This window comes from Streptomyces sp. NPDC094448 (genome assembly GCF_044763775.1).
In the GTDB taxonomy this organism is placed as follows: domain Bacteria; phylum Actinomycetota; class Actinomycetes; order Streptomycetales; family Streptomycetaceae; genus Streptomyces.
Genome location: NZ_JBIWGU010000002.1, coordinates 499,193 through 522,270, shown reverse-complemented (window position 1 = coordinate 522,270; position 23,078 = coordinate 499,193). Strand labels below are relative to the sequence as shown.

Genomic DNA, 23,078 nt, shown 5'->3' with positions numbered 1-23,078 from the left:
GTGGTACGGACGGCGGGGCCGCTTCGGCGGTACGGGTTCAGCCCGCCCCGCCGCCCGGGGTCTCCTGCGCGCCCGGCTCCCCGCCGCCGTCCGGCGCGGCCTTCGGCGGGCGGCCCCTCCGGCGGATCGGCGCGGCGGCGCCCGGCAGCCGCCCCGCCTCCGTCAGTGACCGTCGCAGCAGGAACTCGATCTGGGCGTTGGCGCTGCGCAGTTCGTCCGAGGCCCAGCGGGCCAGGGCGTCGTACACCGCGGGGTCCAGCCGGAGCAGGACCTGCTTGCGCGGCGGCGGGGGCGGCGGGGGTGTCACTGGTAGAGCGTGCCCGCGTTGACGACGGGCTGGGCGGAGCGGTCGCCGCAGAGTACGACCAGCATGTTCGAGACCATCGCGGCCTTCCGCTCGGAGTCCAGTTCGACGATTCCGTCTTCGCTGATCCGCGTCAGCGCGGCCTCGACCATACCGACCGCCCCGTCCACGATCTGCCGGCGTGCCGCCACCACCGCACCCGCCTGCTGGCGCTGGAGCATCGCCGAGGCGATCTCGGGGGCGTACGCGAGATGGGTGAAGCGCGATTCGATGATCCGGACCCCCGCCGCCTCGGCGCGGACCTGGAGTTCGACGCGGAGCTTCTCGGTGATCTCCTCGGCGTTGCCGCGCAGCGAGAGGGCGTCCTCGTCGTGGGCGTCGTAGGGGTACTCGATGGCGATCTGGCGGACCGCGGACTCGGTCTGGGTGGAGACGAACTCCAGGAAGTCGTCCACCTCGAACAGGGCCTGTGCGGTGTCCTCTACCCGCCAGACCACCACGGCGGCCAGTTCGATCGGATTGCCGTAGGCGTCGTTGACCTTCAGCACCGCGGTCTCGTGGTTGCGGACCCGGGTGGAGATCTCCTCGCGCGAGGTGAGCGGATTGACCCAGCGGAGGCCGTCGGTGCGGACCGTGCCCCGGTAGCGGCCGAAGAGCTGGACCACCCGGGCCTGGCCGGGCTCCACCATGTTCAGCCCGGCCATCGCGATGACCGAGGCGAGCGCCAGCAGAATGCCTCCGGTGATCAGGCCGGCCCGGGCCGCGGCCGCTCCGGCCACCGCTCCGGCCACGACGGCCGCCGCGCCTCCGGCGACGCCGGCCAGGCCGAGCAGCAGGGCCGACCCGCCGCCGATGCTGCGGGCCGGGAACTCCCGTACCCCGGACGGAACTCCGTCGTACGGGTCTCTTGCGGTGCCGGCGGTGGTCATGGGTCCCCCAGGGGTCAGGAACCACCGGTGGCGGAGTCCGGCACCGGCGGTTCGCTGCTAGCAATGTGATTACACATTAATAGATGCGGCAACCGTTTGGGCAACCGCCGAGTCGTCTTCTCTGGACGGGGTGCTGATTCTCACGTCCGGATTCGTCGTACTAGTCCGAATTTTTCAGGGCGAACGGTGTTAGCTTTCTAAGCTGCCTCGGTCGGTGGCGACCAGAACCGGCCGGAACCGACCGGAACCGGCCATGGCCGATCAGAAGAGAAGACCTTTCGGGGAAGAGCGGAGCGGGACGGGCGATGGGCCGAGCCGAGGAACGACGTGCCCGGCAGCGCGGTGCGCGCCGGGGCGGGAAGAGCGGGCGCGCGGGCATACGCCGCTTCTTCACCTGGAAGAAGATGCTCGGCACCTTCCTCGGCCTCTGCCTGCTCGGCATGGGCGCCTTCGCGGTGATCTACATGATGGTTCCGGTTCCGGCGGCGAACGCGCAGGCCGAGATGGAGTCCAACGTCTACAAGTACGCCGACGGCACCGTTCTGGCCCGGACCGGTGAGGTCAACCGCGAGATCATCGGCCTGGAGGAGCTGTCGGAGGACGTCCGCCAGACCTTCGTCGCCGCCGAGAACAAGAGCTTCTACAAGGACAACGGCATCGACTTCAAGGGCACCGCCCGGGGTCTGCTGAACACCGTCTCCGGCAAGGGCAAGCAGGGTGGTTCGACCATCACCCAGCAGTACGTCAAGAACTACTACCTCAACCAGGACCAGACGGTCAGCCGCAAGCTGAAGGAACTGGTGATCGCCCTCAAGGTCGACAGCGAGAAGTCCAAGGACCAGATCCTCGCCGGCTATATCAACACCAGCTACTACGGCCGCGGGGCCTACGGAATCCAGGCCGCCGCCCAGGCGTACTACGGCATCGACGCGGCGAAGCTGAACGTCGCCCAGGCCGCCTATCTCGCCGCCCTGCTCCAGGCCCCCCACCAGTACGACTGGGCCGTGGCCTCCCCGACCGGCAAGAAGCTGGTGTCCGACCGCTGGGCCTACGTGCTGAACAACATGGTCGAGATGGGCAAGCTCGAAGGGTCCGTGCGCGACGCCCAGAAGTTCCCCGTACCGAAGGCGCCGAAGGCCGCCCCCGGTATGGAGGGCCAGACCGGCTATCTCGTCGAGGCCGCCAACGCGGAACTCGCCCGCCAGGGCGTCGGCGAGGAGGACATCAAGGCCGGCGGCTGGACGATCACCCTCAATATCGACCGCACCCGGCAGCAGGAGCTGGAGGCGGCGGTCGACAAGGAGCTGGAGTCCCAGCTCGACCGGAAGAAGGACAAGAAGGCCGCGACCGTCCAGGCCGGGGCCACCTCCGTGGAGCCCGCGACCGGCAAGGTCGTCGCGCTGTACGGCGGAATCGGAGCCACCGAACACTGGCTGTCCAACGCCACCCGCCGCGACTACCAGCCCGCGTCCACCTTCAAACCGGTGGTGCTCGCCTCCGCCCTGGAGAACGAGGCGACGACCCAGGACGGCGACCCGATCAGCCTCAACTCGGTCTACGACGGGACCAGCAAACGGCCGGTCGTCGGCAGCGACACCCCGTTCAGCCCCGAGAACGAGGACGATCGGGACTACGGCAGGCAGATCACCGTCCAGCGGGCGACCAACCAGTCGGTCAACTCCGTCTATGCGCAGATGATCGTCGACGTCGGGCCCGGGAAGACCAAGAAGACCGCACTCGACCTCGGGATGCGCGACGGCGACGGCTGGCCCGAGCGCCCCGCCATGTCGCTGGGCACCATGGGGGCCTCGACCTGGGACATGGCCGGGGTGTACGCCGGGTTCGCGAACCACGGCAAGAAGGTGACCCCCTCCATCGTGGCGTCCGCCGAACACCGGGCCCGCAAGGTCGTGCTGAAGGACCCCGTCGGCGGCCAGGTGATCTCGCGCGGTACGGCCGATACCGTCACCGCCGCCATGCAGGGCGTCGTACAGGAGGGCTCCGGCCGCCGTGCCGCGGGCTCGTACGATGCGGCGGGCAAGACCGGCACCTCCGAGAACAACCGTTCCGCCTGGTTCGTCGGCTATACGCCCACCCTGGTCACCTCGGTCGCCCTGTTCGGCGAGCAGCCGGACGGCACCGGGCAGGTCACCCTCACCGACACCATCAACCAGGGCCGGGCCAACGGCGGTGGCGTGCCGGCCCGGATCTGGAAGGCGTACACCTCCGACGCGGTGAGCGCGGCCGACGCCCGCAAGCGGTTCGACCTGGAGGTCGAGGAGCCCGCCCGCGGCGAGCCGTCCGCCTCCCCGTCCGACTCCGCCGAGCCGTCCCCCAGCCCGAGCGAGCAGCGGCGCGAGGAGGAGACGGAGGAGCCGCGGCCGTCGAACACCACGTCCCGGCCGCCGGTGATCGACCCGCCCGCCTCGCAGAGCACCCGGCCCACCATCCGCCCCTCGCCGTCCCAGAGCCAGACCGACGGCACCGGACCGGGCGGTCCCGGCGGCGAACCCGGGAACCCGGGTACGGGCGATCCGAACAACCCCCGGCCGCAACTCCGGCCGCCCGGCTCCCAGGGCCCCTGAGCCCGGAGTCCACGGCCGATATGCCGGTACGGCGGTGCCCGCGGCGCGCTCCCTCCGGGGGAAGCGCCGCGGGCACCGCCGTATCCGGCCGCCGTACCGCCCGGTGCTCCGGGCTCAGCCGCCGTTGACCTCCTTGGCGATCCGGTCACCGACCGTCTTGTCGATATTGCGCCAGTACTGGACCGCCCGGTCGAGCACCGGCCGGGACACCCCGTCCTTCAGATGCCCGGACACGTTCGACACCAGCCGGTCGCGGGCGGCGTCGTCGAGGACCTTCCGCACCAGGGTGCCCGCCTGCCCCCAGTCGTCGTCCTCCCGGTGCAGCGCGTACGCCTCCCGGACCATCTCGCCCGCGCTCGCCCAGCCCGCGATCTCACCGAACCGCGCGGTGTCCGCCGCCGGCCCGCCGTAGGAGTTGGGCGCATAGGGCCGCGCCGTGTTGGCCGGCTCGTACCGCATCGGCCCGTCCTTGGCGTACGAGGCGAGCACCGAGTGCGGCCGGTTCGGCGGCAGCTGGGCGTAGTTCGGGCCGATCCGGTACCGATGGGTGTCCGGGTACGAGAACAGCCGCCCGAGGAGCATCTTGTCCGGCGACGGCCCGATGCCCGGCACCAGGTTCGACGGCTCGAACGCGGCCTGTTCGATATGGACGAAGTAGTCCTCCGGATTGCGGTCCAGCACCATCCGGCCGACTTCGATCAGCGGATAGTCGCCGTGCGGCCACACCTTCGTCAGGTCGAAGGGGTTGAAGCGGTAGTCCGGCGCATCGTCGAACGGCATGATCTGCATGTACAGCGTCCAGCTCGGGGCGTTCCCGGACTCGATCGACTCGTACAGGTCCCGGCGGTGCCGGTCCGCGTCCGAACCGGCCAGTTCGTCCGCCTCCGCCTGGGTGAGGAAGTCCACGCCCTGGTCGGTCTTGAAGTGGTACTTCACCCAGAACCGCTCGCCGCCGCGGTTGACCCACATATAGGTGTGGGAGCTGTACCCGTTCATGAAGCGGTACGACTTCGGGATGCCGCGGTCGCCCATCAGCCAGGTCACCTGGTGCGCCGTCTCGGGGGAGAGGGTCCAGAAGTCCCACTGCATGTCGTTGTTGCGCAGCCCGGTCGCCGGATGGCGCTTCTGCGAGCGGATGAAGTCCTGGAACTTCTGCGCGTCCCGGACGAAGAAGACCGGCGTGTTGTTGCCGACCATGTCGTAGTTGCCGTGTTCGGTGTAGAACTTCAGCGCGAAGCCGCGCGGGTCGCGCCAGGTGTCGGGCGAGCCCTGCTCGCCCGCGACCGTGGAGAAGCGGGCCAGCATCTCGGTGCGCTTCCCGGGCTGGAAGAGGTCGGCCTTGGTGAACTGGCTGACGTCGTTCGTCACCTCGAAGAAGCCGTACGCGCCGGAACCCTTGGCGTGCACCACCCGCTCGGGGACCCGTTCTCGGTTGAACTGGGCCATCTTCTCGATCAGGTAGTGGTCCTGGAGGAGGACCGGGCCGTCGGGCCCGACGGAGAGGGAGTGCTCGTCGCTCTCCACCGGAATGCCGGCGTTGTTGGTGGTGTAGGGGGTATCGGACACGAGCGTCCTCCCGCGGGGAGACATGGTTGGGTCGCTACCGGCGCCGTGGTGTCCAGTCAACGCCGCCGACACTCCGTCGGCAACTGCTCGCCACTCCGCTGCGGCCGGTCGGGCGTACGGCGGGGCGGCGCGGGCGCCCACCACCTCACGGCGGCGCCTCCACCGGGCCGGGTTCCCGGGCCCGGTGAGCCGTGGTGACGGGGCGCGGCGTGTGTGCGGCTCGGACGGTGGCGCGGTCCGGGTGCGCGGGCGCACCCCGTGAGCCGTGGTGACGGGTCGCGGCCGGTGGGGCGCCGCGGACGCCGGCCGCGGTGTCCCGGGCGGTGCCGCGCCCCGGCCCGCGGCAGCGCGGAGGGCCGGTACGGGTCTCCCCGTACCGGCCCTCCGTCCTCCGCTTCGGCCTGCCCGGCCTGCCCGGTCTGCTCGGCGCGCCGGGCCCTACGGCCTCGTCGGCAGCTCGAACCAGACGACCTTGCCGCTGGAGAGCCGGGTCGCGCCCCAGCGCCGGGCCAGCCGGTTCACCAGGAAGAGTCCGCGTCCGCCTTCGTCGGTCTCCCGCGCCTTGCGCTGGCGGGGGAGCTGCGGGGAGTCGTCGCCGACCTCGCAGCGCAGTACGTCCGTCCGCAGCAGCCGCAGGGTGACCGGCCGCTCCGCGTACCGCACGGCATTGGTCACCACCTCGCTGACCAGCAGCTCCACCGCGTCGGACAGATCCTCCAGACCCCAGCGGGAGAGCGCCCGCCGGGCGAGGCGCCGGGCCCGGCCCGGGGCCGCGTCCTCCGGTTCCAGGAACCAGTAGGCGACGTCACTGGGCGCGATCCCGTCGAAACGGGCCGCGAGCAGCGCGATGTCGTCGTCCCGGTCGCCCGGCCCCAGCATGTCGAGGACGTCGTCGCAGAGCGCCTCCAGCGGCGGGGCGTGGTCGGGGCCGGTGAGCTGGGCCGTGGCGTGCAGCCGCTCCCGCAACTGCTCGATACCGGTCCAGACGTCCCGCAGCCGCGACTCCACCAGACCGTCCGTGTAGAGCAGCAGGGTGGCCCCGGCGGGGGCGTCCAGCTCCACGGCCTCGAAGTCGACCCCGCCGACGCCGATGGGCGCGCCCGACGGTACCCGCAGCACCTCGGCCCGGCCGCCCAGATGGAGCAGGATGGGCGGCGGATGACCGGCGTTGGCGATGGTGATCCGGTGCGAGACCGGGTCGTACACCGCGTACATACAGGTCGCCATCCGGTCGGTGCCCAGCCGCTGGGCCTGCTCGTCGAGGTGGTGCAGCACCTCCTGCGGCGGCAGGTCGAGACCGGCCAGCGTCTGGGCCGTGGTCCGCAGCTGGCCCATGATCGCGGCCGAGGTCATGGAGTGGCCCATGACATCACCGACGACGAGTGCGACCCGGCTGCCGGGCAGCGGGATCGCGTCGTACCAGTCGCCGCCGACCCGGGCGGTCTCGGCCGCCGGGAGATAGCGGGAGGCGAGCTTGACGCCGGTGGGCTGGGGCAGCGAATCGGGCAGCATGGTGCGCTGCAGCTCGTCCGCGATATACGCCTCCCGGCCGTACAGCACCGCCTTGTCGATACCCAGCGCCGTATGCGTGGCGAGCTGGGCGGCGACGAGCAGATCGTTGGGCTCGAAGGCGGGCCGGTCGGGGCGGCGCAGGAAGACGGCAGCACCGATCACCCGGCGCCGTCCGCGCAGCGGGGCCAGGATCGCCCGGTGGCCGTTGGGTACGGTCCGGTCCGCGCCCAGCAGTTCGGGCAGCGCGGCGCGGGCCGCCGCCGAATCGCCGAAGACGGGCCGCACCCCGCGCAGCACCTCGGAGAGCGCGCCGCCGGAGCGGACCTCGCACTGCTCGGCCGCCGGGGTGAGTTCGTTGTGCTGGTCGATGACGGGCAGCAGGCCCGTACCACCGAAGTCGGCACCGTCTTCTGCTAAACGCAGCCGGTCCGTGCGGCGCAGCCGGAGCAGGAACGGGGAGACCGGACGTTCGTCGCCGACCGGCAGCGGATCGCGGAGATAGACCAGGATCGCGTCCGAGAACGTCGGCACCGTGGCCCGGCAGAGGCCGAGGACGATCTCGTCGAGGTCTATACCGCGGGCGATACGGCGGGTCGCGGCGCCCACGAAACGCAGCCGGTCGCCCTCCCGGCGGGCGGCGCCCGCGGGGTCGGGTGTGCCGGGCGGCAGACCGGGGCCGCCGGGGCCCGAGGGCGGTCCGGGAGGTTGTGCCACGCCTCCGCCGACCGGGCCGTTCGGCGCCGGGACGGACGAGGAGAGCGCAGCGGCTGCCGCGACGGTGTCCGCTGTGGCGGCGGCCGCGTCCGCCCGGGGCCGGGTGCGTTCCTGCGACCGGGCAGCCAAGGGCTGCCGGCCTTCATGGGAGGTGGGCTGCTCCGTCACGCGTGGGATTCCGTCCATCTGGGCCGGGTGTGCGATGCATGGGCCTCAGGGGGCCGTATACCCGCTCTGCGGGCGAGGCCGGCAAGGTGGCAGGCATCCCGCACGGCTCCACCCCCTCGTAGTGACCTGTCTCGTGCTGGCGTACTGGCGAACTGAATGTCTTGAGCAGATGTATTGAACACGAACCGCTCGCCGCCGCTTCGGCTGGCTGCCGGCGACGGCGATGACTCACGGTCAGGTTCTGCGCTGGGATCCATGGTTACCGAACGGTCCCCGAACGGCGAGCCTTGTGGACGACGATCCTACGTTTGCCCCCTGGGGGCGCATCAAGAGTCTCACGACGTCCTCTGCGCCGGAGGGCGTTCTCGGACCGGAGTCGGACAGATTAAGGACAGTTCCACGCCGCGATCTCGGTCACATCTGGGCAAGAAGCCGCACATCTGCGGCACCCCGGGGAGGTTTGTCCGCCTTTCGGGTCCCGGCCCGCTCTCCGGGCCGGGGCCGGGGGCAGGGGTCGCTGCCGCCCCCGGCGGGTGCCGGGGCGGTGCTCGGACCTCTCCGGGAGCGCCGGGGCCGCCGCGGCGCGCTCAGGGACCGGTATGCGCGGGCGTGCGCCCCCAGTCGGCGGGCAACGGAGGGACCGGCCAGACGGGATCGGGCCGCCAGTGTTCCCAGTGGTCCCGGAACGGCGCGCCCCAGGCGCGGATCGCCGCCACCGCCGCACGCCCCGCCTGCCGGATCCGGGCGGCCTCCACCGGTCCGATCAGCCCGACGCGCCGGGCCTCGGCGAACTCGTCCTCGTCCCGCCAGAGCCAGCTCCGGTCGGGAAATACCGAGATGTCCAGAAAATGATCCTGGGAATCGATTCCCGCACTCCAACGGGTGTGCGGCTGTTCCAGGTTGACGTACCAGCTCCGGAACTCCCAGTCCTCGTCCCAGAACAGCCATACCGACCACGGCTCGCCGGGCCGGGCGAGCTTGAGCACGCCCGCGCCGTGCCACTGGTCGTGGACGGCCGTCCGGGGCACGGTGTAGCGGGTCGCCAGCGGCTGTTCGTGCAGCGGGGAGCCGTCGGCAAGGGCCGGCCTGACGCACTCCGTGCCCGGTGCCAGCCAGACGGCGAGCAGTTCGGGGGTGTCGCGGACGACGGTCACGGGGCGGCAGACGGCGAACCCCGGATCGCCGGGTGGTCTGCCGGGGCCGCCGTGGTCGAGGTAGCGCCAGAGGATGTGCTCACCGGCCCGCCAGCGGCGAGCCGTTCCGCCCGCCCGCTCCGACCCTTCCGTCTGCTCCGTCTGCTCCGTGCCTGTCATGAGCAGATCTTAGGAGGCGCCTGTCCCGGCGGTCCCCGGCCCCGGCGCAGTGCACCGGAACAGCGCCCCGGGCGCGTCGGATCACCACCACCGCGCCGGCGCGAGCCGCCCGCGGGTCGGGTCGGGGCCGTACGGGGGAGGGGAGGTGTTCCCTTCCGGATCCGGGGAGGGGCGGCCCGTGCCCGCACCGCATCAACCGTGGAGCGGACGGTACCGCGCCCCGGCCCGCCGCTTCCGGACAGCGCCCGCACCGCTCGGGGCACGGCGCGGCCGACCGTCAGGGGCGGGTCATCCGGAGCACGTCCAAGGCCTCGTCCAGCTCCGCCACGGTCAGCGCACCGCGCTCCACATAGCCCCCTTCCAGGACCACCTGCCGGATCGTCTTCCGCTCCGCCAGCGACCTCTTCGCGACCTTCGCCGCCTCCTCGTAGCCCAGGTACCTGTTGAGCGGTGTCACCACGGACGGCGACGACTCCGCGTACTCCCGCGCCCGCTCGGCATTGGCCGTGATGCCGTCGACCGTGCGGTCGGCCAGCAGCCGGGACGCCGCGGCCAGCAGCCGTACCGACTCCAGCAGGTTCTTCGCCATCACCGGCAGCATCACGTTGAGTTCGAAGTTGCCCGCGGCCCCCGCCACGGCGACCGTGGTGTCGTTCCCGGTCACCTGCGCCGCGACCATCAGCACCGCCTCCGGGACGACCGGATTGACCTTGCCCGGCATGATCGACGAGCCGGGCTGGAGGTCGGGCAGGTTGATCTCGGCGAGCCCGGTCCGCGGACCGCTTGCCATCCAGCGGAGATCGTTCGCGATCTTCGTCAGCGAGACCGCGATCGTCCGCAGCTGGCCCGAGGTCTCCACCAGCCCGTCCCGGGCGCCCTGCGCCTCGAAGTGGTCGCGCGCCTCCGTCAGCGGCAGTCCGGTGGCCGCCGCGACCTCGGCGATGACGGCGGCCGGGAAACCGGGCGGGGTGTTGATACCGGTGCCCACCGCCGTACCGCCCAGCGGCAGCTCGGCGAGCCGGGGCAGCGAGGACCGCAGCCGCTCCACCCCGTACCGCACCTGGGCCGCGTAACCGCCGAACTCCTGGCCGAGCGTGACGGGTGTGGCGTCCATCAGATGCGTCCGGCCCGACTTGACCACCGGGGCGAACTCGCCGGCCTTCCGCTCCAGCGACTCCGCGAGATGCTCCAGCGCCGGGATCAGCTCGCCGGTGACCGCGGCCGTGGCGGCGATATGGATGGAGGACGGGAAGACGTCGTTCGACGACTGGGACGCGTTCACCTGGTCGTTGGGATGGACCGGCCGCCCCAGCCGCTCCTCGGCCAGGGTTGCCAGCACCTCGTTCATGTTCATGTTCGACGAGGTGCCGGAGCCGGTCTGGAAGACGTCCACCGGGAACTGGTCGTCCCAGCGTCCGGCGGCCACCTCCGCGGCGGCCGCCGCGATCGCCCCGGCGACGTCGTCCTCCAGCACCCCCAGCCGGGCGTTGACCACGGCCGCCGCGGCCTTGACCCGGGCCAGCGCGGCGATATGGGAGCGTTCGAGCCGCTGCCCCGACACCGGGAAGTTGGCCACCGCCCGCTGGGTCTGGGCCCGCCACTTGGCGTCGGCGGGGACCCGGACCTCGCCCATCGAGTCGTGTTCGACGCGGTAGCGGCCGTCCTCGCCCGCACCTGCGCCCCCGGTCGTGGCGGGGGTGGTCGTACCGGTTCCGTCGGTCCCGTCGGCTGCGGACATGGTCGGGTCCCTCCTGAAGGCTCCTGCAAGGCTCCTGAAAAGGTGAGCACTTGTCTTGTTCTTGCTATTCCCCTGCGGGCTACCTGCCAGTAGAACCCGGGGTAACCACAGACCCGGGGAGGCACACATGACGCATGGAAAACGCACCACCCGCCGAAGGCTGCGATGTACGGTGGCCGCCGCGGCCGCCCTGGCGGCCGGACTGGTCGGCCTGGCCTCGCCCACGGCCGGAGCGGACCAGAGCCGTACGGCGCGGGCCGCGGCCGCCTCCGTACCGCTCCCGCCCGCACTGGAGACGATCCGCGCCGCGGAGGCCGTGAAGCTCTACGGCAGCCCCGCCGAACGCCCCCTCGCCGAACGCAAGACCGGACTCATCTCCCTCGGCGACAGCGAGATCTCCGGCGAGGGCATCGGCTCGTACGAGCCCGGCACCGACGGCCCGTCCAACTGGTGCCACCGCTCGCCCGACGCCGCGATCCACCGCACCGGAATCGCCGCCGACGTCACCTTCAACGTCGCCTGCTCCGGCGCGTACACCGGCAATATCCGCATCGGCGGCACCAAGCAGTACGCCGACGAGCTGGTCCAGAGCGACAATCTGGCCATCAAGGCGCGCAATACCCGCATCAAGATGGTCCTGCTCGTCGCCGGGGCCAACGACGACCTCCAGTTCGGCCCGGTGATGACCGACTGCGTGGTGCGGTACGTGACCCTCCAGGGCCCCTGCGCCCCCAAGTACGGCCCCGGCTGGCAGGCCCGGGTCGACGCCCTCGTCCCCAAGGTCGAGGCGACGGTCGCCGATCTGCGGACCGTGATGCGCGGCGCGGGATACACGGACGGCGACTACAAGCTCGTCGTCATGGGCTACCCCGGTCCCATCGGACCCGACTTCCGCGACAACCCGAACTTCCCCGGCAAGCTGATCTGCGGCGGGATGGGGTACGACGCCGACACCGTCTGGGGCCGCAACACCGCCGTACCCCTCTTCGAACGCGGTATGCGCAAGGCCGCCGCCGCGAGCGGTGCCGTCTACCTCGACAACTCCCGTCTCTTCCACGGGCACGAGGTCTGTATGGAGGACACCTGGGCCCGGGGCCTCCACCTCGAACTCTCCAACCCCTTCCCGCCGGACGAGAACACCGCCCGGCAGTCCTTCCACCCCAACTACCGGGGCCACGGGGCCTTCGCGTCCTGTCTGACCCAGATGTACAGCGCGAACGTCCGGGAGGCGAGCTGCGCCGAGACCAACTCCGACGGCCGGCCCGTACTGCGCACCCTGGCCTGGGACGACGTCTACAAACCGCTGAGGAACGAGGCGACCGGGCAGTGCCTCGACGTCACCGGCTCGGTGACGGCCAACGGCACCGGAGTCGTCGGCTGGGGCTGCCACGGCGGCCGTAACCAGGGCTGGTGGCAGGATCCGGCGGCCGGTTCCGTCCACACCGAACTCACCCAGGACCGGTGCCTCGACGTCCCCGGGGCGAACTACCGGTCGGGCGCGGAACTGATCGTATGGAACTGCTCAGGGGCGGCGAACCAGCGCTTCGTACGGGTGGACGGCACCCTGCGCCCCGCGGCGGCCACGTCCCTGTGCGCGACGCACGAAACGTCGCAGGCACCGGTCCGGCTCCGGCCCTGCGCGGCGGGCGCGGCGAACCAGCGCTTCGTCTGACCCGCCCGGCCCCGGGCCCTCGGCACCGAGGGAGGGCCCGGTACACCGCGCCCGCTTCCCGTACGGCCTGGTACGGCCCTGGTACGGGAAGCGGGCGCGGCAGCGGGCGGTCAGCCCAGACCGGGCCCGCGGACCGGGATCGACGTGAACGTCGGCGCGGGAGCCGGCTCGGTGAAGAAGTCGTTCCCCTTGTCGTCGACGACGACGAAGGCGGGGAAGTCCTCGACCTCGATGCGCCAGACCGCCTCCATCCCCAGCTCCTCGTACTCCACGACCTCCACCTTCTTGATGCAGTCCTGGGCCAGCCGGGCCGCGGGGCCGCCGATGGAGCCCAGGTAGAAGCCGCCGTGCGCGGCACAGGCGTCCGTGACCTGCTTGCTGCGGTTGCCCTTGGCGAGCATCACCTTGGAGCCGCCCGCCGCTTGGAACTGCTCGACGTACGAGTCCATCCGGCCCGCCGTCGTCGGACCGAAGGACCCGGAGGCATAGCCCTCGGGGGTCTTCGCCGGGCCGGCGTAGTAGACGGGGTGGTCCTTCAGGTACGAGGGCATCTCCTCGCCCGCGTCCAGCCGCTCCTTGATCTTGGCGTGGGCGATATCGCGCGCCACGACCAGCGGCCCGGTGAGGGAGAGCCGGGTCTTGACGGGGTACTTGGTCAGCTCGGCCAGTACCTCGTCCATGGGCCGGTTGAGGTCGATGCGCACCACGTCGCCCGAGGTGTCGAGGTGCTCGTCGGTGGTGTCGGGCAGGAACCGTGCCGGGTCGGTCTCCAGCTGCTCCAGGAACACGCCCTCGGCGGTGATCTTCGCGACCGCCTGGCGGTCGGCGGAGCAGGAGACGGCGATGGCGACGGGCAGGGACGCGCCGTGCCGCGGCAGCCGGACCACGCGCACGTCGTGGCAGAAGTACTTGCCGCCGAACTGGGCGCCGATACCGATCCGCTGGGTCAGCTCGAAGACCTTCTCCTCCAGCTCCTGGTCCCGGAAGCCGTGCCCGGCGGGCGAACCCTCCGTGGGCAGCTCGTCGAGGTAGTGCGCGGAGGCGTACTTCGCGGTCTTCAGGGCGTACTCGGCGGAGGTGCCGCCGACCACGATCGCCAGATGGTACGGCGGACAGGCGGCCGTGCCCAGGGAGCGGATCTTCTCCTCCAGGAACCGCATCATCGCGGTCTCGTTGAGGACCGCCTTGGTCTCCTGGTAGAGGAACGACTTGTTCGCCGAGCCGCCGCCCTTGGCCATGAAGAGGAACTTGTAGGCGCCGCCGTCGGTGGCGTACAGCTCGATCTGCGCGGGCAGGTTGGAGCCCGTGTTCTTCTCCTCCCACATGGTCAGCGGCGCCATCTGGGAGTAGCGGAGGTTGAGCTTGGTGTAGGCGTCGTAGACGCCGCGCGAGAGCGCCTCCTCGTCCCGGCCGGAGGTCAGCACGTTCTGGCCGCGCTTGCCCATCACGATCGCCGTCCCGGTGTCCTGGCACATGGGCAGCACGCCCGCGGCGGCGATGTTGGCGTTCTTGAGCAGGTCGAGCGCGACGAACTTGTCGTTGGACGACGCCTCCGGATCGTCGACGATCCGCCGGAGCTGGGTGAGGTGCGCGGGGCGCAGATAGTGCGAGATATCGTGCATCGCCTCGGCCGCGAGCCGCCGCAGCGCCTCCGGCTCGACCTTGAGGAAGGTACGTCCGCTGGCCTCGAAGGTGGAGACGCCCTCGGAGGTCACCAGACGGTAGGGGGTGGTGTCCTCCCCCAGGGGGAGCAGATCGGAGTACACGAATTCCGGCATGGCGGCCATTCCTCACACAGCGGGCAAAAACGTACGACATCGACGGGCGACGGTGCGCCCCCCAGCGTAGAGCGCGTCCGGCGGGGTGAGCTTGTGAGGTAAGGCTCAGTACGCGGGCCGCGGGCGCGTGCAGTGCCGGGGCGGGCGGCGGTCGGCGCGGGGCCGGTGCGCCGGGGGCGCCTGCGGGTGCCCGCCCGGGGTCCGGCGCCGGGGCCGGTGTCCGGCGAAGGCGGCTGCCGGCTGCCGGTCGCTCGTCGGACGCGTACCAACCGCTCGTCGGGCAGGTGCCGGCCGGTCGTCGGACGCGTACCGGCCGGTCATCGGCCCCGGCGCCGTACGCTCCGTCCACTAAGGGTCGAGCCCGCCTCGACCCGGGTCCTTCCAGGGGTGTTGCCCCTAGTTGCGGTCTATCGCGTTTCGCTACCCTGGCTCTGTGGACCTCGAAAAGCACCACCCCCAGCAGCCCGCCGCTCCCACGGCGCCCGGGCCCGCCCCCGCCGCCGGGGCCGGCTCCTCCGACGCGATCCGCGCGTCGGACGCCGACCGGGACCGGATCGCCGACATCCTCCGGGAGGCGCTGGCCGAGGGCCGGCTGGACGCGGAGGAACACTCCGAGCGCATCGAGGCCGTCTACCGGGCCAAGACCCTGGGCGAGTTGCAGCCCATCGTGCGCGATCTGCCCGCGGCGGCCCAGACCAAGCCCGCCGGATCGGCCCCCTATGCGTACGGCCCCGAAGCGGGCACGGCCCCGCCGGACAACGTGATCGCCGTCTTCTCCGGCGCGACCCGCAAGGGCCGCTGGAACATCGGCAGACGGACGAACGCCTTCTCCCTCTTCGGTGCCGTCGAGCTCGACCTCACCCAGGCGCTGTTCCAGCAGCGGGTCACGGTGATCAACGCGACCTCGGTCTTCGGCAGCGTCGAGGTCCGCGTCCCCGAGAACGTCACCCTGCGGGGCAACGGCAGCGGTGTCTTCGGCAGTTTCGAGATCAGCGGACAGGAGGCCGCCGACCCCGAGGCCCCCGTGGTGGTCATCAGCGGATTCGCGGTTTTCGGCAGCGTCGAGGCGCGGCCCAAACGCGGCCGCCGGGTCGCCGATCTCCACAACCGCCTGCGGAAACACCTGAGCTGAGCGCCGCCGCGCCCCCATGGCCAGGGGGGCGGTTTTCGGCCGTGTGCTCCCCGTGCGCTGTGCCGTGCGCCGGAACCGGGTGCCACTCAGTGCATAGGCGTGCGTACAGCGGGTAGGGACTGCTGCGTCGTCTCTCGCTCGCGAAGCCGTCGTCAGGAGTAGACCCGTGCTGCAACTGCCGTACCAGTCCTTGCAGGTGGCCGCCGTGCCTTCCCAGCGGGCACCCGCCAGGGAAGACCAGGACGGGCCCTGGCACGCGGAAGCCGTCTGCCGCAGGGACGAGGCCGGTCTGTTCTTCGCCCCCTCCAAGGAGCCCACGGCCGCCCGGCTGTCGCGAGAGGAAGCCGCGAAGCGGGTCTGCGCGCGCTGCCCCGTCATGGTGGAGTGCCGCGACCACGCCCTGCTCCAGCCCGAGCCGTACGGGGTCTGGGGCGGACTGACGGCGGCGGAGCGCCGGGTGCTGCTGGCCCGCAGGCGTCGCCGGGCCGCCGAGGAGAAGAAGACCGCGGCCGCCTGACGCGCCGGTGCGGCCCGGGCCCCGTGGAATCCACCGGGGCCCGAGCCGGAGCGGCGCTGCCGGCGGCCCGTCCCGGGCGCCGGTTCCCGGGCGCCCGGACCGTCTCTCCCCGCCGCTACTGCGCGCGGTCGAAGTCGATCTGGCTGTAGGCGCGGAGCTTCGACAGCCGGTGCGTGGAGTCGATCTGCCGGATCGTGCCGGACTTGGAGCGCATCACCAGTGACTGGGTGGTCGCCGTCTCGGCGCGGTAGCGCACCCCGCGCAGCAGCTCCCCGTCGGTGATCCCGGTGGCGACGAAGAACACGTTGTCCCCGCTGACCAGGTCGTCCGTGGTGAGGACCCGGCCGAGATCGTGGCCCGCGTCCAGCGCGCGCTGCCGCTCGGCCTCGTCCTTGGGCCACAGCTTGCCCTGGATGGTGCCGCCCAGGCATTTGATGGCACAGGCGGTGATGATGCCCTCGGGGGTGCCGCCGATGCCCATCAGCAGGTCGACGCCGGTGCCTTCGCGTACCGCCATGATCGCCCCGGCGACATCGCCGTCGGAGATGAACTTGATCCGGGCGCCGGTCTCCCGGATCTCCTTGACGATGCCTTCGTGGCGCGGCCGGTCCAGGACGACGACCGTGACGTCCTCGGGCGTACCGCCCTTCGCCCGCGCGACCCGGCGGATATTGACCGATACGGGCGCGTTGATATCGACGAAGTCGGCGGCCTCGGGGCCGGTGACGAGCTTGTCCATGTAGAAGACGGCGGACGGATCGAACATCGCGCCCCGGTCGGCGGCCGCGAGGACGGCGATGGCGTTCGGCATGCCCTTGGCGGCCAGCGTCGTACCGTCGATCGGGTCGACCGCGATATCGCACTCCGCGCCGGTGCCGTCGCCGATCCGCTCCCCGTTGAAGAGCATCGGCGCTTCGTCCTTCTCGCCTTCGCCGATGACGACGACGCCGTTCATGGAGACGGTGTGGACCAGGGTGCGCATGGCTTTGACCGCCGCGCCGTCCGCGCCGTTCTTGTCGCCGCGGCCGGCCCAGCGGCCGGCCGCCATCGCGGCGGCCTCGGTGACCCTGACGAGTTCGAGGGCCAGATTGCGGTCGGGGGCCTCGGGCGAGACCTCCAGATGGGGCGGCAGATTGTGCTCGGTCATCGGAGCGCACCTTTCTGTACGGCGACGGCCGGAAGTGAGGGTGCTTCGACTCTATCCCCAGGCCGACAGAATGAGCAGTGGGGCCCACGTTTGAGCGCGCAACCGTCATGCAACCATGAGGGGCGTGGCAGGTATGCGAGGCAAACAGACGGTGCGGGACATGGTGCTGTCGATGGCGGTCATCGGGGCCGTCGTCGCGGTGATCTATCTCTTCCTCCCGCACGACGACACGGACCGGACGAAGCCGGTCGACTACCGGATCGAGCTGGTGACGGCGCAGCGGGCGGCGCCGTATCCCGTGATGGCGCCCGAGGGGCTGCCGAAGGGCTGGAAGCCGACGTCCGTGCGGTACGACCGCGATGCGGGCGCCGCCTGGCATCTGGGATTCCTCGACCCGGACCGCGAGTACGTGGCGATTGAGCAGTCCACGCAGGCGTACGGCAAGTACGTGCCGAAGGTCACGCTCAAGGCGGCGAACACCGGCAGGACCCACCTGGTGAACGGGGTGGCCTGGGAGCGCTGGACGGGCAAGAAGTACGACGCCCTGGTGCTCCGGGACAAGGGCGTGACCACCGTGGTCACCGGTACGGCTCCGCTGGCGCGGCTGACGGAGATGGCCGAGGCGCTCAAGGGCGGCTCCACCATCCCCAGCGCGGCGCCGTCGTGGCCCGCGGCCGGTACGGCCGCCCCGCGGTCCTGACGGGACCGGTTCCGCCGCAGGTGATACGGCAGGGCCGCCGCACCCGCTCGGGTGCGGCGGCCCTGCCGTGTATCCGGGCCGGTAGGCCGACCGGTGGGTCAGACGGAGCTGACCACCGCGTCATAGCCGAGCCGCGGGGAGCGCGGGAAACCGGACTCCGGGCCGGGGCGGCCGATGTTGACGACCATCAGCGGGGTGTGGTCGTCGTCGAGGAACTCCTTCTGGACGCCCGCGTGGTCGAAGCCGGTCATCGGCCCGGCCGCGAGACCGGCGGCCCGGACCCCGACGATGAAGTACGCGGCCTGGAGTGCGGCGTTCATGCCCGCCGACTGCTCACGGACCGGACGCTCGGCGAAGAAGAGGTCCTTGGCCTGCGGGAAGTGCGGGAGCAGTCCGGGCAGCTCCTCGTGGAACTCGTTGTCGGCGGCGAGGATCGCCACCAGCGGGGCCGCTCCGGTCTTCTCGCGGTTGCCTTCGGACATATGCGGCAGCAGTCTGGCGCGGGCCTCGTCCGAGCGGACGAGGACGATCCGCAGCGGGGTCTGGTTGAAGGCGGTGGGCCCGAACTTGACCAGGTCGTAGATCTCCTGGAGCAGCTCGTCGCTCACCGGCTCCCCGGTGAACGCGTTGGCGGTGCGGGCCTCGCGGAAGAGCAGGTCCTGGGCGGTGCGGTCGAGGGCGAGGGGCATGCGGGGGGAACCTTCCGATGTGATCCGTGGGGGAAGTACGGAGGGTTCAACCGTAGCGCAGTAGATTAAATTTCAACCAAATGCCGAAGCGGAAAGGAATGTGATCGTCCGCATACTCCGCGGCAGCCCCGGCCCCGGGCCCGTACGGCGGCCCGCCCGCCGACCGACCCTCGGACCGACCCCGCCGACCAGGTCATTCACCCGCAGGCGGCTCCCCGTCCTCGGCTGCCAGGGCCGCGTCCAGCCGGGCCCGGGCGCCCTCCAGCCAGTGCCGGCAGACCTTCGCCAGCTCCTCGCCGCGCTCCCAGAGCGCCAGCGACTCCTCCAGCGTCGTACCGCCCGCCTCCAGCCGGCGGACGACGTCGATCAGCTCGTCGCGCGCCTGCTCGTAGCCGAGGGCAGCCCGCTCCGACGCCGCCACCTCCGACGCCTTCGCCGCAGCCGTCCCACCGGCCCCGCCGACCTCTTCGGTCCCGTCCGTCTTCGCGGCCATGAATTCCTCGCGTTCCTCGTCGTCCTGGTCCTTGTTGAAACGGTCCTGCTGTCCCGCCGGCTCGGTGACCCTGCGCCCCGGCCCCGCGGCCGGTGAGCCCCGGGACCGGCTACACGACCCGTACCGACAGCTCGCCCTCGGCCACCCGGGCCCGCAGCTCGTCGCCCCCGGACACCTCGTCCGGCGACCGCACCACGGCACCGTCCGGCGACTGGAGCACCGCGTACCCCCGCTCCAGGGTCGCGGCGGGGGAGAGCGACACCACCCGGGCCCAGGTATGCGACAGCTCCGAATCGGCCCGGTCCAGCAGATGGCCGAGCACCCGCCGGGAGCGCGCGGTCAGCGCGTCCAGCTCGGCCGCGCGGTCGTCCACCATCCGGTGGGGACGCTCCATCGACGGACGCCCCAGGGTGTGCGCCAGTCCGCGCTCCTCCCGGTCGAGCAGCCCCCGAACCGTACGGAGCGCACGGCTCCGCAACTGCCGCACCCGCTCCAGCTCCTCACCGACGTCCGGTACGACCTTCTTCGCCGCGTCCGTCGGCGTCGACGCCCGAAGATCGGCGACCAGATCGAGCAGCGGGGAATCCGGCTCATGGCCGATGGCCGACACCACCGGCGTACGGCAGTCGGCGACCGCGCGGACCAGTCGCTCGTCCGAGAACGGCAGCAGATCCTCCACGCTGCCGCCGCCGCGGGCCACCACGATCACATCGACCTCCGGATGACCGTCCAGCTCCTTGACCGCCTGGACGACCTGCGGCACCGCGTGCACCCCCTGCACGGCCGCGTTGCGCACCTCGAAGCGGACCGCCGGCCACCGTCTGCGGGCCACCTCCAGCACATCCCGCTCCGCCGCCGAGGCCCGGCCGCAGACCAGGCCCACCCGGTGCGGAAGGAACGGGAGGGGCTTCTTCCGCCCCGGCGCGAACAGCCCCTCAGCGGCCAGGGACCGTTTGAGCTGCTCCAGCTTCACCAGCAGCTCGCCCATGCCCACCGGCCGTATCTCCGTGGCCCGCAGCGAAAGCTGCCCCCGGGGCGCGTACCACTCCGGCTTGGCGTGCACCACGACCCGCGCGCCCTCCGACACCACATCGGCGACCGTGTCGAAGACCTGGCGGTAACAGGTGACGCCGACGGAGATGTCGTGCGCGGGATCGCGCAGGGTCAGAAAGACGACGCCCTGACCGGGGCGCCGGGACAGCTGGGTGATCTGCCCCTCCACCCACACCGCGCCGAGCCGGTCGATCCAGCCCCCGATCAGCCGCGAGACCTGGCCCACCGGCAGGGGTGCCTCAGGGGATGTGTTGAGAGCCATACGGGGGAGCGTAACGGCCGGGTGTGACAGCGGGCGCCCGTGACAGCACCGCGCTGCGCGACGCCGGTCCCGTCATGCCTCCGTCCGGTACGCCCCGCCCTCTACGGCTCCCTCCCGTACGACGCCCTCCCGTACGACGCCGTCCGGTACGCCCCCGTCCCGTACGACGCCGTCCGTCCCGTACACCCCACCGGCTCCACCAGCCCCCACCGCCCGCACCCACCCGCCGCACTGCTCCTGCCCCTGGGGCCTCGCCGTCCCCCGCCCGGACGGACACCACCTCCGTTCCACCGGACCGGACGGGTCACAGAGCCCCCGGCCGCTCCCAGCGCACCGCCAGCACCACCAGCCCCACACCCAGCCACACCACACCCACCACCTGCGCCGCGGTGGCCGCCTCCACCATCACCGCGATCAGGATCGCCGCCCCCACCACGGGCACCACGAGATGCCGCAGCCGGTCCGGCGGCCCCTCCATCCGGCGGACCACGAACCAGCCGACCACGCTCGCGTGCAGCAGCACGAACGCCGTCAGCGCCCCGATGTCCACGACCGAGACCAAATGCTCCAGACCGTTCGGCCTGCGCGCCGCCCACACCGCGGCGACCAGCGAGATCACCGCCGCCACCAGCAGCGCCACCCGCGGCGTCCCCGCGCCCGTCCGGGCCAGACCGCGCGGCAGCCGCCGCTCACGGGCCATCGCGAAGAGCAGCCGCCCCGCCGCCGCCTGCGCCGCCAGCGCCGCGAAGGCCGCGCCGATCGCCTTGCTGACCGCGATCAGATCGTGCAGCCAGGCCCCTACGGACGCGTCCACGGCGTCGTAGAAGGCCGTCCCCTGTTTCTGCGGCGCCGCCGCCAGCTCGGCCGACGACAGGGGCTCCAGCAGCGCCACCAGATACGTCTGCACGAAGAACAGCACACCGGCCAGCGCCAGACAGAACAGCACCGCTCGCGCCACCTGCCGGGAGCCGCCGGTGACCTCCTCCGCGAAGGAGGCGATCGCGTCGAAGCCCAGATACGACAGCACCGCCACGGACACCGCGCTCAACACCGCCGTCAGCGAGAACGCCAGATCGCCCGTGATCGGCGAGAGCCAGCCGCGCTCCGCTCCGTCCCGTACCAGCACCACCACCGCCGACACCACGAACACCAGCAGCACCACGATCTCCAGCACGAGGACCGCGAAGCCGACCCGCGCCGCGGGCCGTACCCCCCACAGATTCAGGGCCGTGGTCACCAGCACCGCCAGCACCGTCCAGATCCACCGGTCCACCGACGGAACCAGCGCCTCCATCGCGATGCCCGAGAAGAGGTAGGCCACCGCCGGGATCAGCAGATAGTCCAGCATCGCCATCCAGCCGGCGATGAAACCCGGGCCCGGTCCGAGCCCCTTGGTCGCGTACGTGAACACCGAACCGGCGCGGGGCGCGACCCGTACCATCTGCGCGTAGCTGACGGCCGTGAAGGCCATCGCGATCGTCGCCACCACGTAGACGAGGGCCACCGCGCCGTGCGAACGGGCGTCGAGGGCGCCGTAGACGCCGACCGGCGCCATCGGGGCGATGAACAGCAGACCGTAGACGACCAGGTCCCGGAACCCGAGAGTCCGCCGCAGTTCGCCGCCGCCCTCCGCACCGGCTTGCGGTTCCGGAACGTCCGCACCGCTCGCACCGTTCGCCATCGGCCCTCCGTCCTCCCGCGCCCCGCCCCCGCACGGCCGTGGCACCGCCGACGCACGATCGGGAACAGTCTTCCCCCATGCGGTGATCCTCCGCCTGTTCTGCTCCGCCTTACGATGGGGGCATGACTGCTACGCCTCCAGCCCGTCGCGTCCTCCTCGCCGCCCCCCGTGGCTACTGCGCGGGCGTGGACCGTGCCGTGATCGCCGTCGAGAAGGCCATCGAGCAGTACGGCTCGCCGATCTACGTCCGCCACGAGATCGTCCACAACAAGTACGTCGTCCAGACCCTGGAGCGGAAGGGCGCGATCTTCGTCGACGCGACCGCAGAGGTGCCCGAGGGCTCCATCGTGATGTTCTCGGCGCACGGCGTCGCCCCCGTCGTCCACCAGGAAGCCGCCGAGCGCAGGCTCGCGACCATCGACGCGACCTGCCCGCTGGTGACCAAGGTCCACAAGGAAGCCGTCCGGTTCGCCAACGAGGACTACGACATCCTCCTCATCGGCCACGAGGGCCACGAGGAGGTCATCGGCACCTCCGGCGAGGCCCCCGACCACATCACCCTGGTCGACGGTCCGGAGGATGTGGCGAACGTGACCGTGCGCGACGAGTCGAAGGTCGTCTGGCTCTCCCAGACCACCCTCTCCGTCGACGAGACCATGGAGACGGTCGACAAGCTGAAGGAGAAGTTCCCGCAGCTCATCTCGCCGCCGAGCGACGATATCTGCTACGCCACGCAGAACCGCCAGATCGCGGTCAAGCAGATGGGCGCCGACGCCGACCTGGTGATCGTCGTCGGCTCCAAGAACTCCTCGAACTCGGTCCGGCTGGTCGAGGTCGCCCTGGGCGCCGGCGCCCGCGACGCCCATCTGGTCGACTTCGCCGAGGAGATCGACGAGGCGTGGCTGGAGGGCGTGTCGACGGTCGGCCTCACCTCCGGCGCCTCCGTGCCCGACATCCTGGTCGAGGGTGTGCTGGAGTGGCTTGCGCAGCGCGGATTCGAGGACGTGGAGCTGGTGAAGTCGGCGGAGGAGTCGATCACCTTCTCGCTGCCCAAGGAGCTTCGCAAGGACCTCCGGGCCGAAGCGGCGGAGCTGATGGCCCGGGGCGGTGCCGCCGCCGGGTGAC

The 23,078-nt window shown here is 71.6% G+C and carries 18 protein-coding genes; 6 read left to right on the top strand and 12 right to left on the bottom strand.

Annotated features, from left to right (window positions below; genetic code table 11):
• Positions 1-37 precede the first annotated feature (37 nt).
• Both ACIQ9E_RS05695 and ACIQ9E_RS05690 read right to left on the bottom strand, forming a co-directional pair.
• Positions 38-307, bottom strand: a complete 270-nt coding sequence (locus tag ACIQ9E_RS05695; protein WP_403702406.1) for a hypothetical protein — start codon at positions 305-307, stop codon at positions 38-40.
• Positions 304-1,233 (bottom strand): SPFH domain-containing protein, encoded by a 930-nt coding sequence (locus tag ACIQ9E_RS05690; RefSeq protein ID WP_403702404.1) that lies wholly within the window; start codon positions 1,231-1,233, stop codon positions 304-306. The genes ACIQ9E_RS05695 and ACIQ9E_RS05690 overlap by 4 nt, the downstream gene beginning before the upstream one ends.
• Positions 1,234-1,538: 305 nt before the next feature.
• Here ACIQ9E_RS05690 and ACIQ9E_RS05685 point away from each other — a divergent pair, with 305 nt between their 5' ends.
• Positions 1,539-3,818 (top strand): transglycosylase domain-containing protein, encoded by a 2,280-nt coding sequence (locus ACIQ9E_RS05685; protein ID WP_403702401.1) that lies wholly within the window; start codon positions 1,539-1,541, stop codon positions 3,816-3,818.
• A gap of 114 nt (positions 3,819-3,932) precedes the next feature.
• Here ACIQ9E_RS05685 and ACIQ9E_RS05680 read toward each other — a convergent pair whose 3' ends face one another.
• From ACIQ9E_RS05680 to ACIQ9E_RS05665, 4 genes are all read right to left on the bottom strand, one after another.
• Positions 3,933-5,408 carry a catalase gene (locus tag ACIQ9E_RS05680; protein WP_403702398.1) on the bottom strand — a complete coding sequence of 492 codons (1,476 nt, stop codon included), beginning with the start codon at positions 5,406-5,408 and terminating at the stop codon, positions 3,933-3,935.
• Between the two features lie 414 nt (positions 5,409-5,822).
• Positions 5,823-7,778 carry a SpoIIE family protein phosphatase gene (locus tag ACIQ9E_RS05675; RefSeq protein ID WP_403702396.1) on the bottom strand — a complete coding sequence of 652 codons (1,956 nt, stop codon included), beginning with the start codon at positions 7,776-7,778 and terminating at the stop codon, positions 5,823-5,825.
• 587 nt (positions 7,779-8,365) lie between these two features.
• Entirely contained in the window at positions 8,366-9,091 is a 726-nt protein-coding gene (locus ACIQ9E_RS05670; protein WP_403702393.1) for a DUF402 domain-containing protein, read from the bottom strand.
• Between the two features lie 277 nt (positions 9,092-9,368).
• Complete coding sequence (locus ACIQ9E_RS05665) at positions 9,369-10,829, bottom strand: class II fumarate hydratase (RefSeq protein WP_403702390.1); 1,461 nt, start codon at positions 10,827-10,829, stop codon at positions 9,369-9,371.
• Positions 10,830-10,956: 127 nt separating this feature from the next.
• Here ACIQ9E_RS05665 and ACIQ9E_RS05660 point away from each other — a divergent pair, with 127 nt between their 5' ends.
• Entirely contained in the window at positions 10,957-12,501 is a 1,545-nt protein-coding gene (locus tag ACIQ9E_RS05660; RefSeq protein ID WP_403702389.1) for a ricin-type beta-trefoil lectin domain protein, read from the top strand.
• A 110-nt stretch (positions 12,502-12,611) separates the two neighbouring features.
• Here ACIQ9E_RS05660 and ACIQ9E_RS05655 read toward each other — a convergent pair whose 3' ends face one another.
• Positions 12,612-14,279: a fumarate hydratase gene (locus tag ACIQ9E_RS05655; RefSeq protein ID WP_403702386.1), complete on the bottom strand. Its 1,668-nt coding sequence runs from the start codon at positions 14,277-14,279 to the stop codon at positions 12,612-12,614.
• Between the two features lie 433 nt (positions 14,280-14,712).
• Between ACIQ9E_RS05655 and ACIQ9E_RS05650 the strand changes: the two genes are divergently transcribed.
• The gene (locus tag ACIQ9E_RS05650) at positions 14,713-15,411 is read left to right on the top strand and encodes a DUF1707 domain-containing protein (protein WP_403702383.1); all 699 of its coding nucleotides are present in this window, start codon (positions 14,713-14,715) and stop codon (positions 15,409-15,411) included.
• A 166-nt stretch (positions 15,412-15,577) separates the two neighbouring features.
• Entirely contained in the window at positions 15,578-15,928 is a 351-nt protein-coding gene (locus tag ACIQ9E_RS05645; RefSeq protein ID WP_006346859.1) for a WhiB family transcriptional regulator, read from the top strand.
• Between the two features lie 115 nt (positions 15,929-16,043).
• On the opposite strand, the gene glpX is transcribed toward ACIQ9E_RS05645, so the two are convergent.
• A complete protein-coding gene (glpX, locus tag ACIQ9E_RS05640; protein WP_403702380.1) occupies positions 16,044-17,075 on the bottom strand; it encodes a class II fructose-bisphosphatase in 1,032 nt (343 codons plus the stop codon).
• Between the two features lie 115 nt (positions 17,076-17,190).
• On the opposite strand from glpX, the gene ACIQ9E_RS05635 reads away from it, so the two are divergent.
• Positions 17,191-17,775, top strand: coding sequence for a DUF4245 domain-containing protein (locus ACIQ9E_RS05635; protein WP_403702377.1), 585 nt, complete (start codon positions 17,191-17,193; stop codon positions 17,773-17,775).
• A 98-nt stretch (positions 17,776-17,873) separates the two neighbouring features.
• Here the strand turns inward: ACIQ9E_RS05635 and ACIQ9E_RS05630 are convergent, their stop codons facing one another.
• From ACIQ9E_RS05630 to ACIQ9E_RS05615, 4 genes are all read right to left on the bottom strand, one after another.
• Positions 17,874-18,464 (bottom strand): malonic semialdehyde reductase, encoded by a 591-nt coding sequence (locus tag ACIQ9E_RS05630; RefSeq protein ID WP_403702374.1) that lies wholly within the window; start codon positions 18,462-18,464, stop codon positions 17,874-17,876.
• A 193-nt stretch (positions 18,465-18,657) separates the two neighbouring features.
• Complete coding sequence (locus ACIQ9E_RS05625; RefSeq protein WP_403702372.1) at positions 18,658-18,957, bottom strand: exodeoxyribonuclease VII small subunit; 300 nt, start codon at positions 18,955-18,957, stop codon at positions 18,658-18,660.
• Positions 18,958-19,066: 109 nt separating this feature from the next.
• Positions 19,067-20,272: an exodeoxyribonuclease VII large subunit gene (xseA, locus tag ACIQ9E_RS05620; RefSeq protein WP_403702369.1), complete on the bottom strand. Its 1,206-nt coding sequence runs from the start codon at positions 20,270-20,272 to the stop codon at positions 19,067-19,069.
• A gap of 304 nt (positions 20,273-20,576) precedes the next feature.
• Entirely contained in the window at positions 20,577-21,953 is a 1,377-nt protein-coding gene (locus ACIQ9E_RS05615) for an APC family permease (RefSeq protein ID WP_403702366.1), read from the bottom strand.
• A gap of 122 nt (positions 21,954-22,075) precedes the next feature.
• On the opposite strand from ACIQ9E_RS05615, the gene ACIQ9E_RS05610 reads away from it, so the two are divergent.
• Positions 22,076-23,077 (top strand): 4-hydroxy-3-methylbut-2-enyl diphosphate reductase, encoded by a 1,002-nt coding sequence (locus ACIQ9E_RS05610; protein WP_403702363.1) that lies wholly within the window; start codon positions 22,076-22,078, stop codon positions 23,075-23,077.
• Position 23,078 lies beyond the last annotated feature (1 nt).

Coding starts and splice junctions, on each gene's coding strand:
- ACIQ9E_RS05625 (WP_403702372.1), bottom strand. CDS start 18,957: ATGGCCGCGAAGACGGACGGGACCGAAGAGGTCGGCGGGGCCGGTGGG.
- ACIQ9E_RS05685 (WP_403702401.1), top strand. CDS start 1,539: ATGGGCCGAGCCGAGGAACGACGTGCCCGGCAGCGCGGTGCGCGCCGG.
- xseA (WP_403702369.1), bottom strand. CDS start 20,272: ATGGCTCTCAACACATCCCCTGAGGCACCCCTGCCGGTGGGCCAGGTC.
- ACIQ9E_RS05630 (WP_403702374.1), bottom strand. CDS start 18,464: ATGCCCCTCGCCCTCGACCGCACCGCCCAGGACCTGCTCTTCCGCGAG.
- ACIQ9E_RS05680 (WP_403702398.1), bottom strand. CDS start 5,408: ATGTCTCCCCGCGGGAGGACGCTCGTGTCCGATACCCCCTACACCACC.
- ACIQ9E_RS05690 (WP_403702404.1), bottom strand. CDS start 1,233: ATGACCACCGCCGGCACCGCAAGAGACCCGTACGACGGAGTTCCGTCC.
- ACIQ9E_RS05670 (WP_403702393.1), bottom strand. CDS start 9,091: ATGACAGGCACGGAGCAGACGGAGCAGACGGAAGGGTCGGAGCGGGCG.
- ACIQ9E_RS05635 (WP_403702377.1), top strand. CDS start 17,191: ATGAGGGGCGTGGCAGGTATGCGAGGCAAACAGACGGTGCGGGACATG.
- glpX (WP_403702380.1), bottom strand. CDS start 17,075: ATGACCGAGCACAATCTGCCGCCCCATCTGGAGGTCTCGCCCGAGGCC.
- ACIQ9E_RS05655 (WP_403702386.1), bottom strand. CDS start 14,279: ATGCCGGAATTCGTGTACTCCGATCTGCTCCCCCTGGGGGAGGACACC.
- ACIQ9E_RS05665 (WP_403702390.1), bottom strand. CDS start 10,829: ATGTCCGCAGCCGACGGGACCGACGGAACCGGTACGACCACCCCCGCC.
- ACIQ9E_RS05610 (WP_403702363.1), top strand. CDS start 22,076: ATGACTGCTACGCCTCCAGCCCGTCGCGTCCTCCTCGCCGCCCCCCGT.
- ACIQ9E_RS05660 (WP_403702389.1), top strand. CDS start 10,957: ATGACGCATGGAAAACGCACCACCCGCCGAAGGCTGCGATGTACGGTG.
- ACIQ9E_RS05615 (WP_403702366.1), bottom strand. CDS start 21,953: ATGGCGAACGGTGCGAGCGGTGCGGACGTTCCGGAACCGCAAGCCGGT.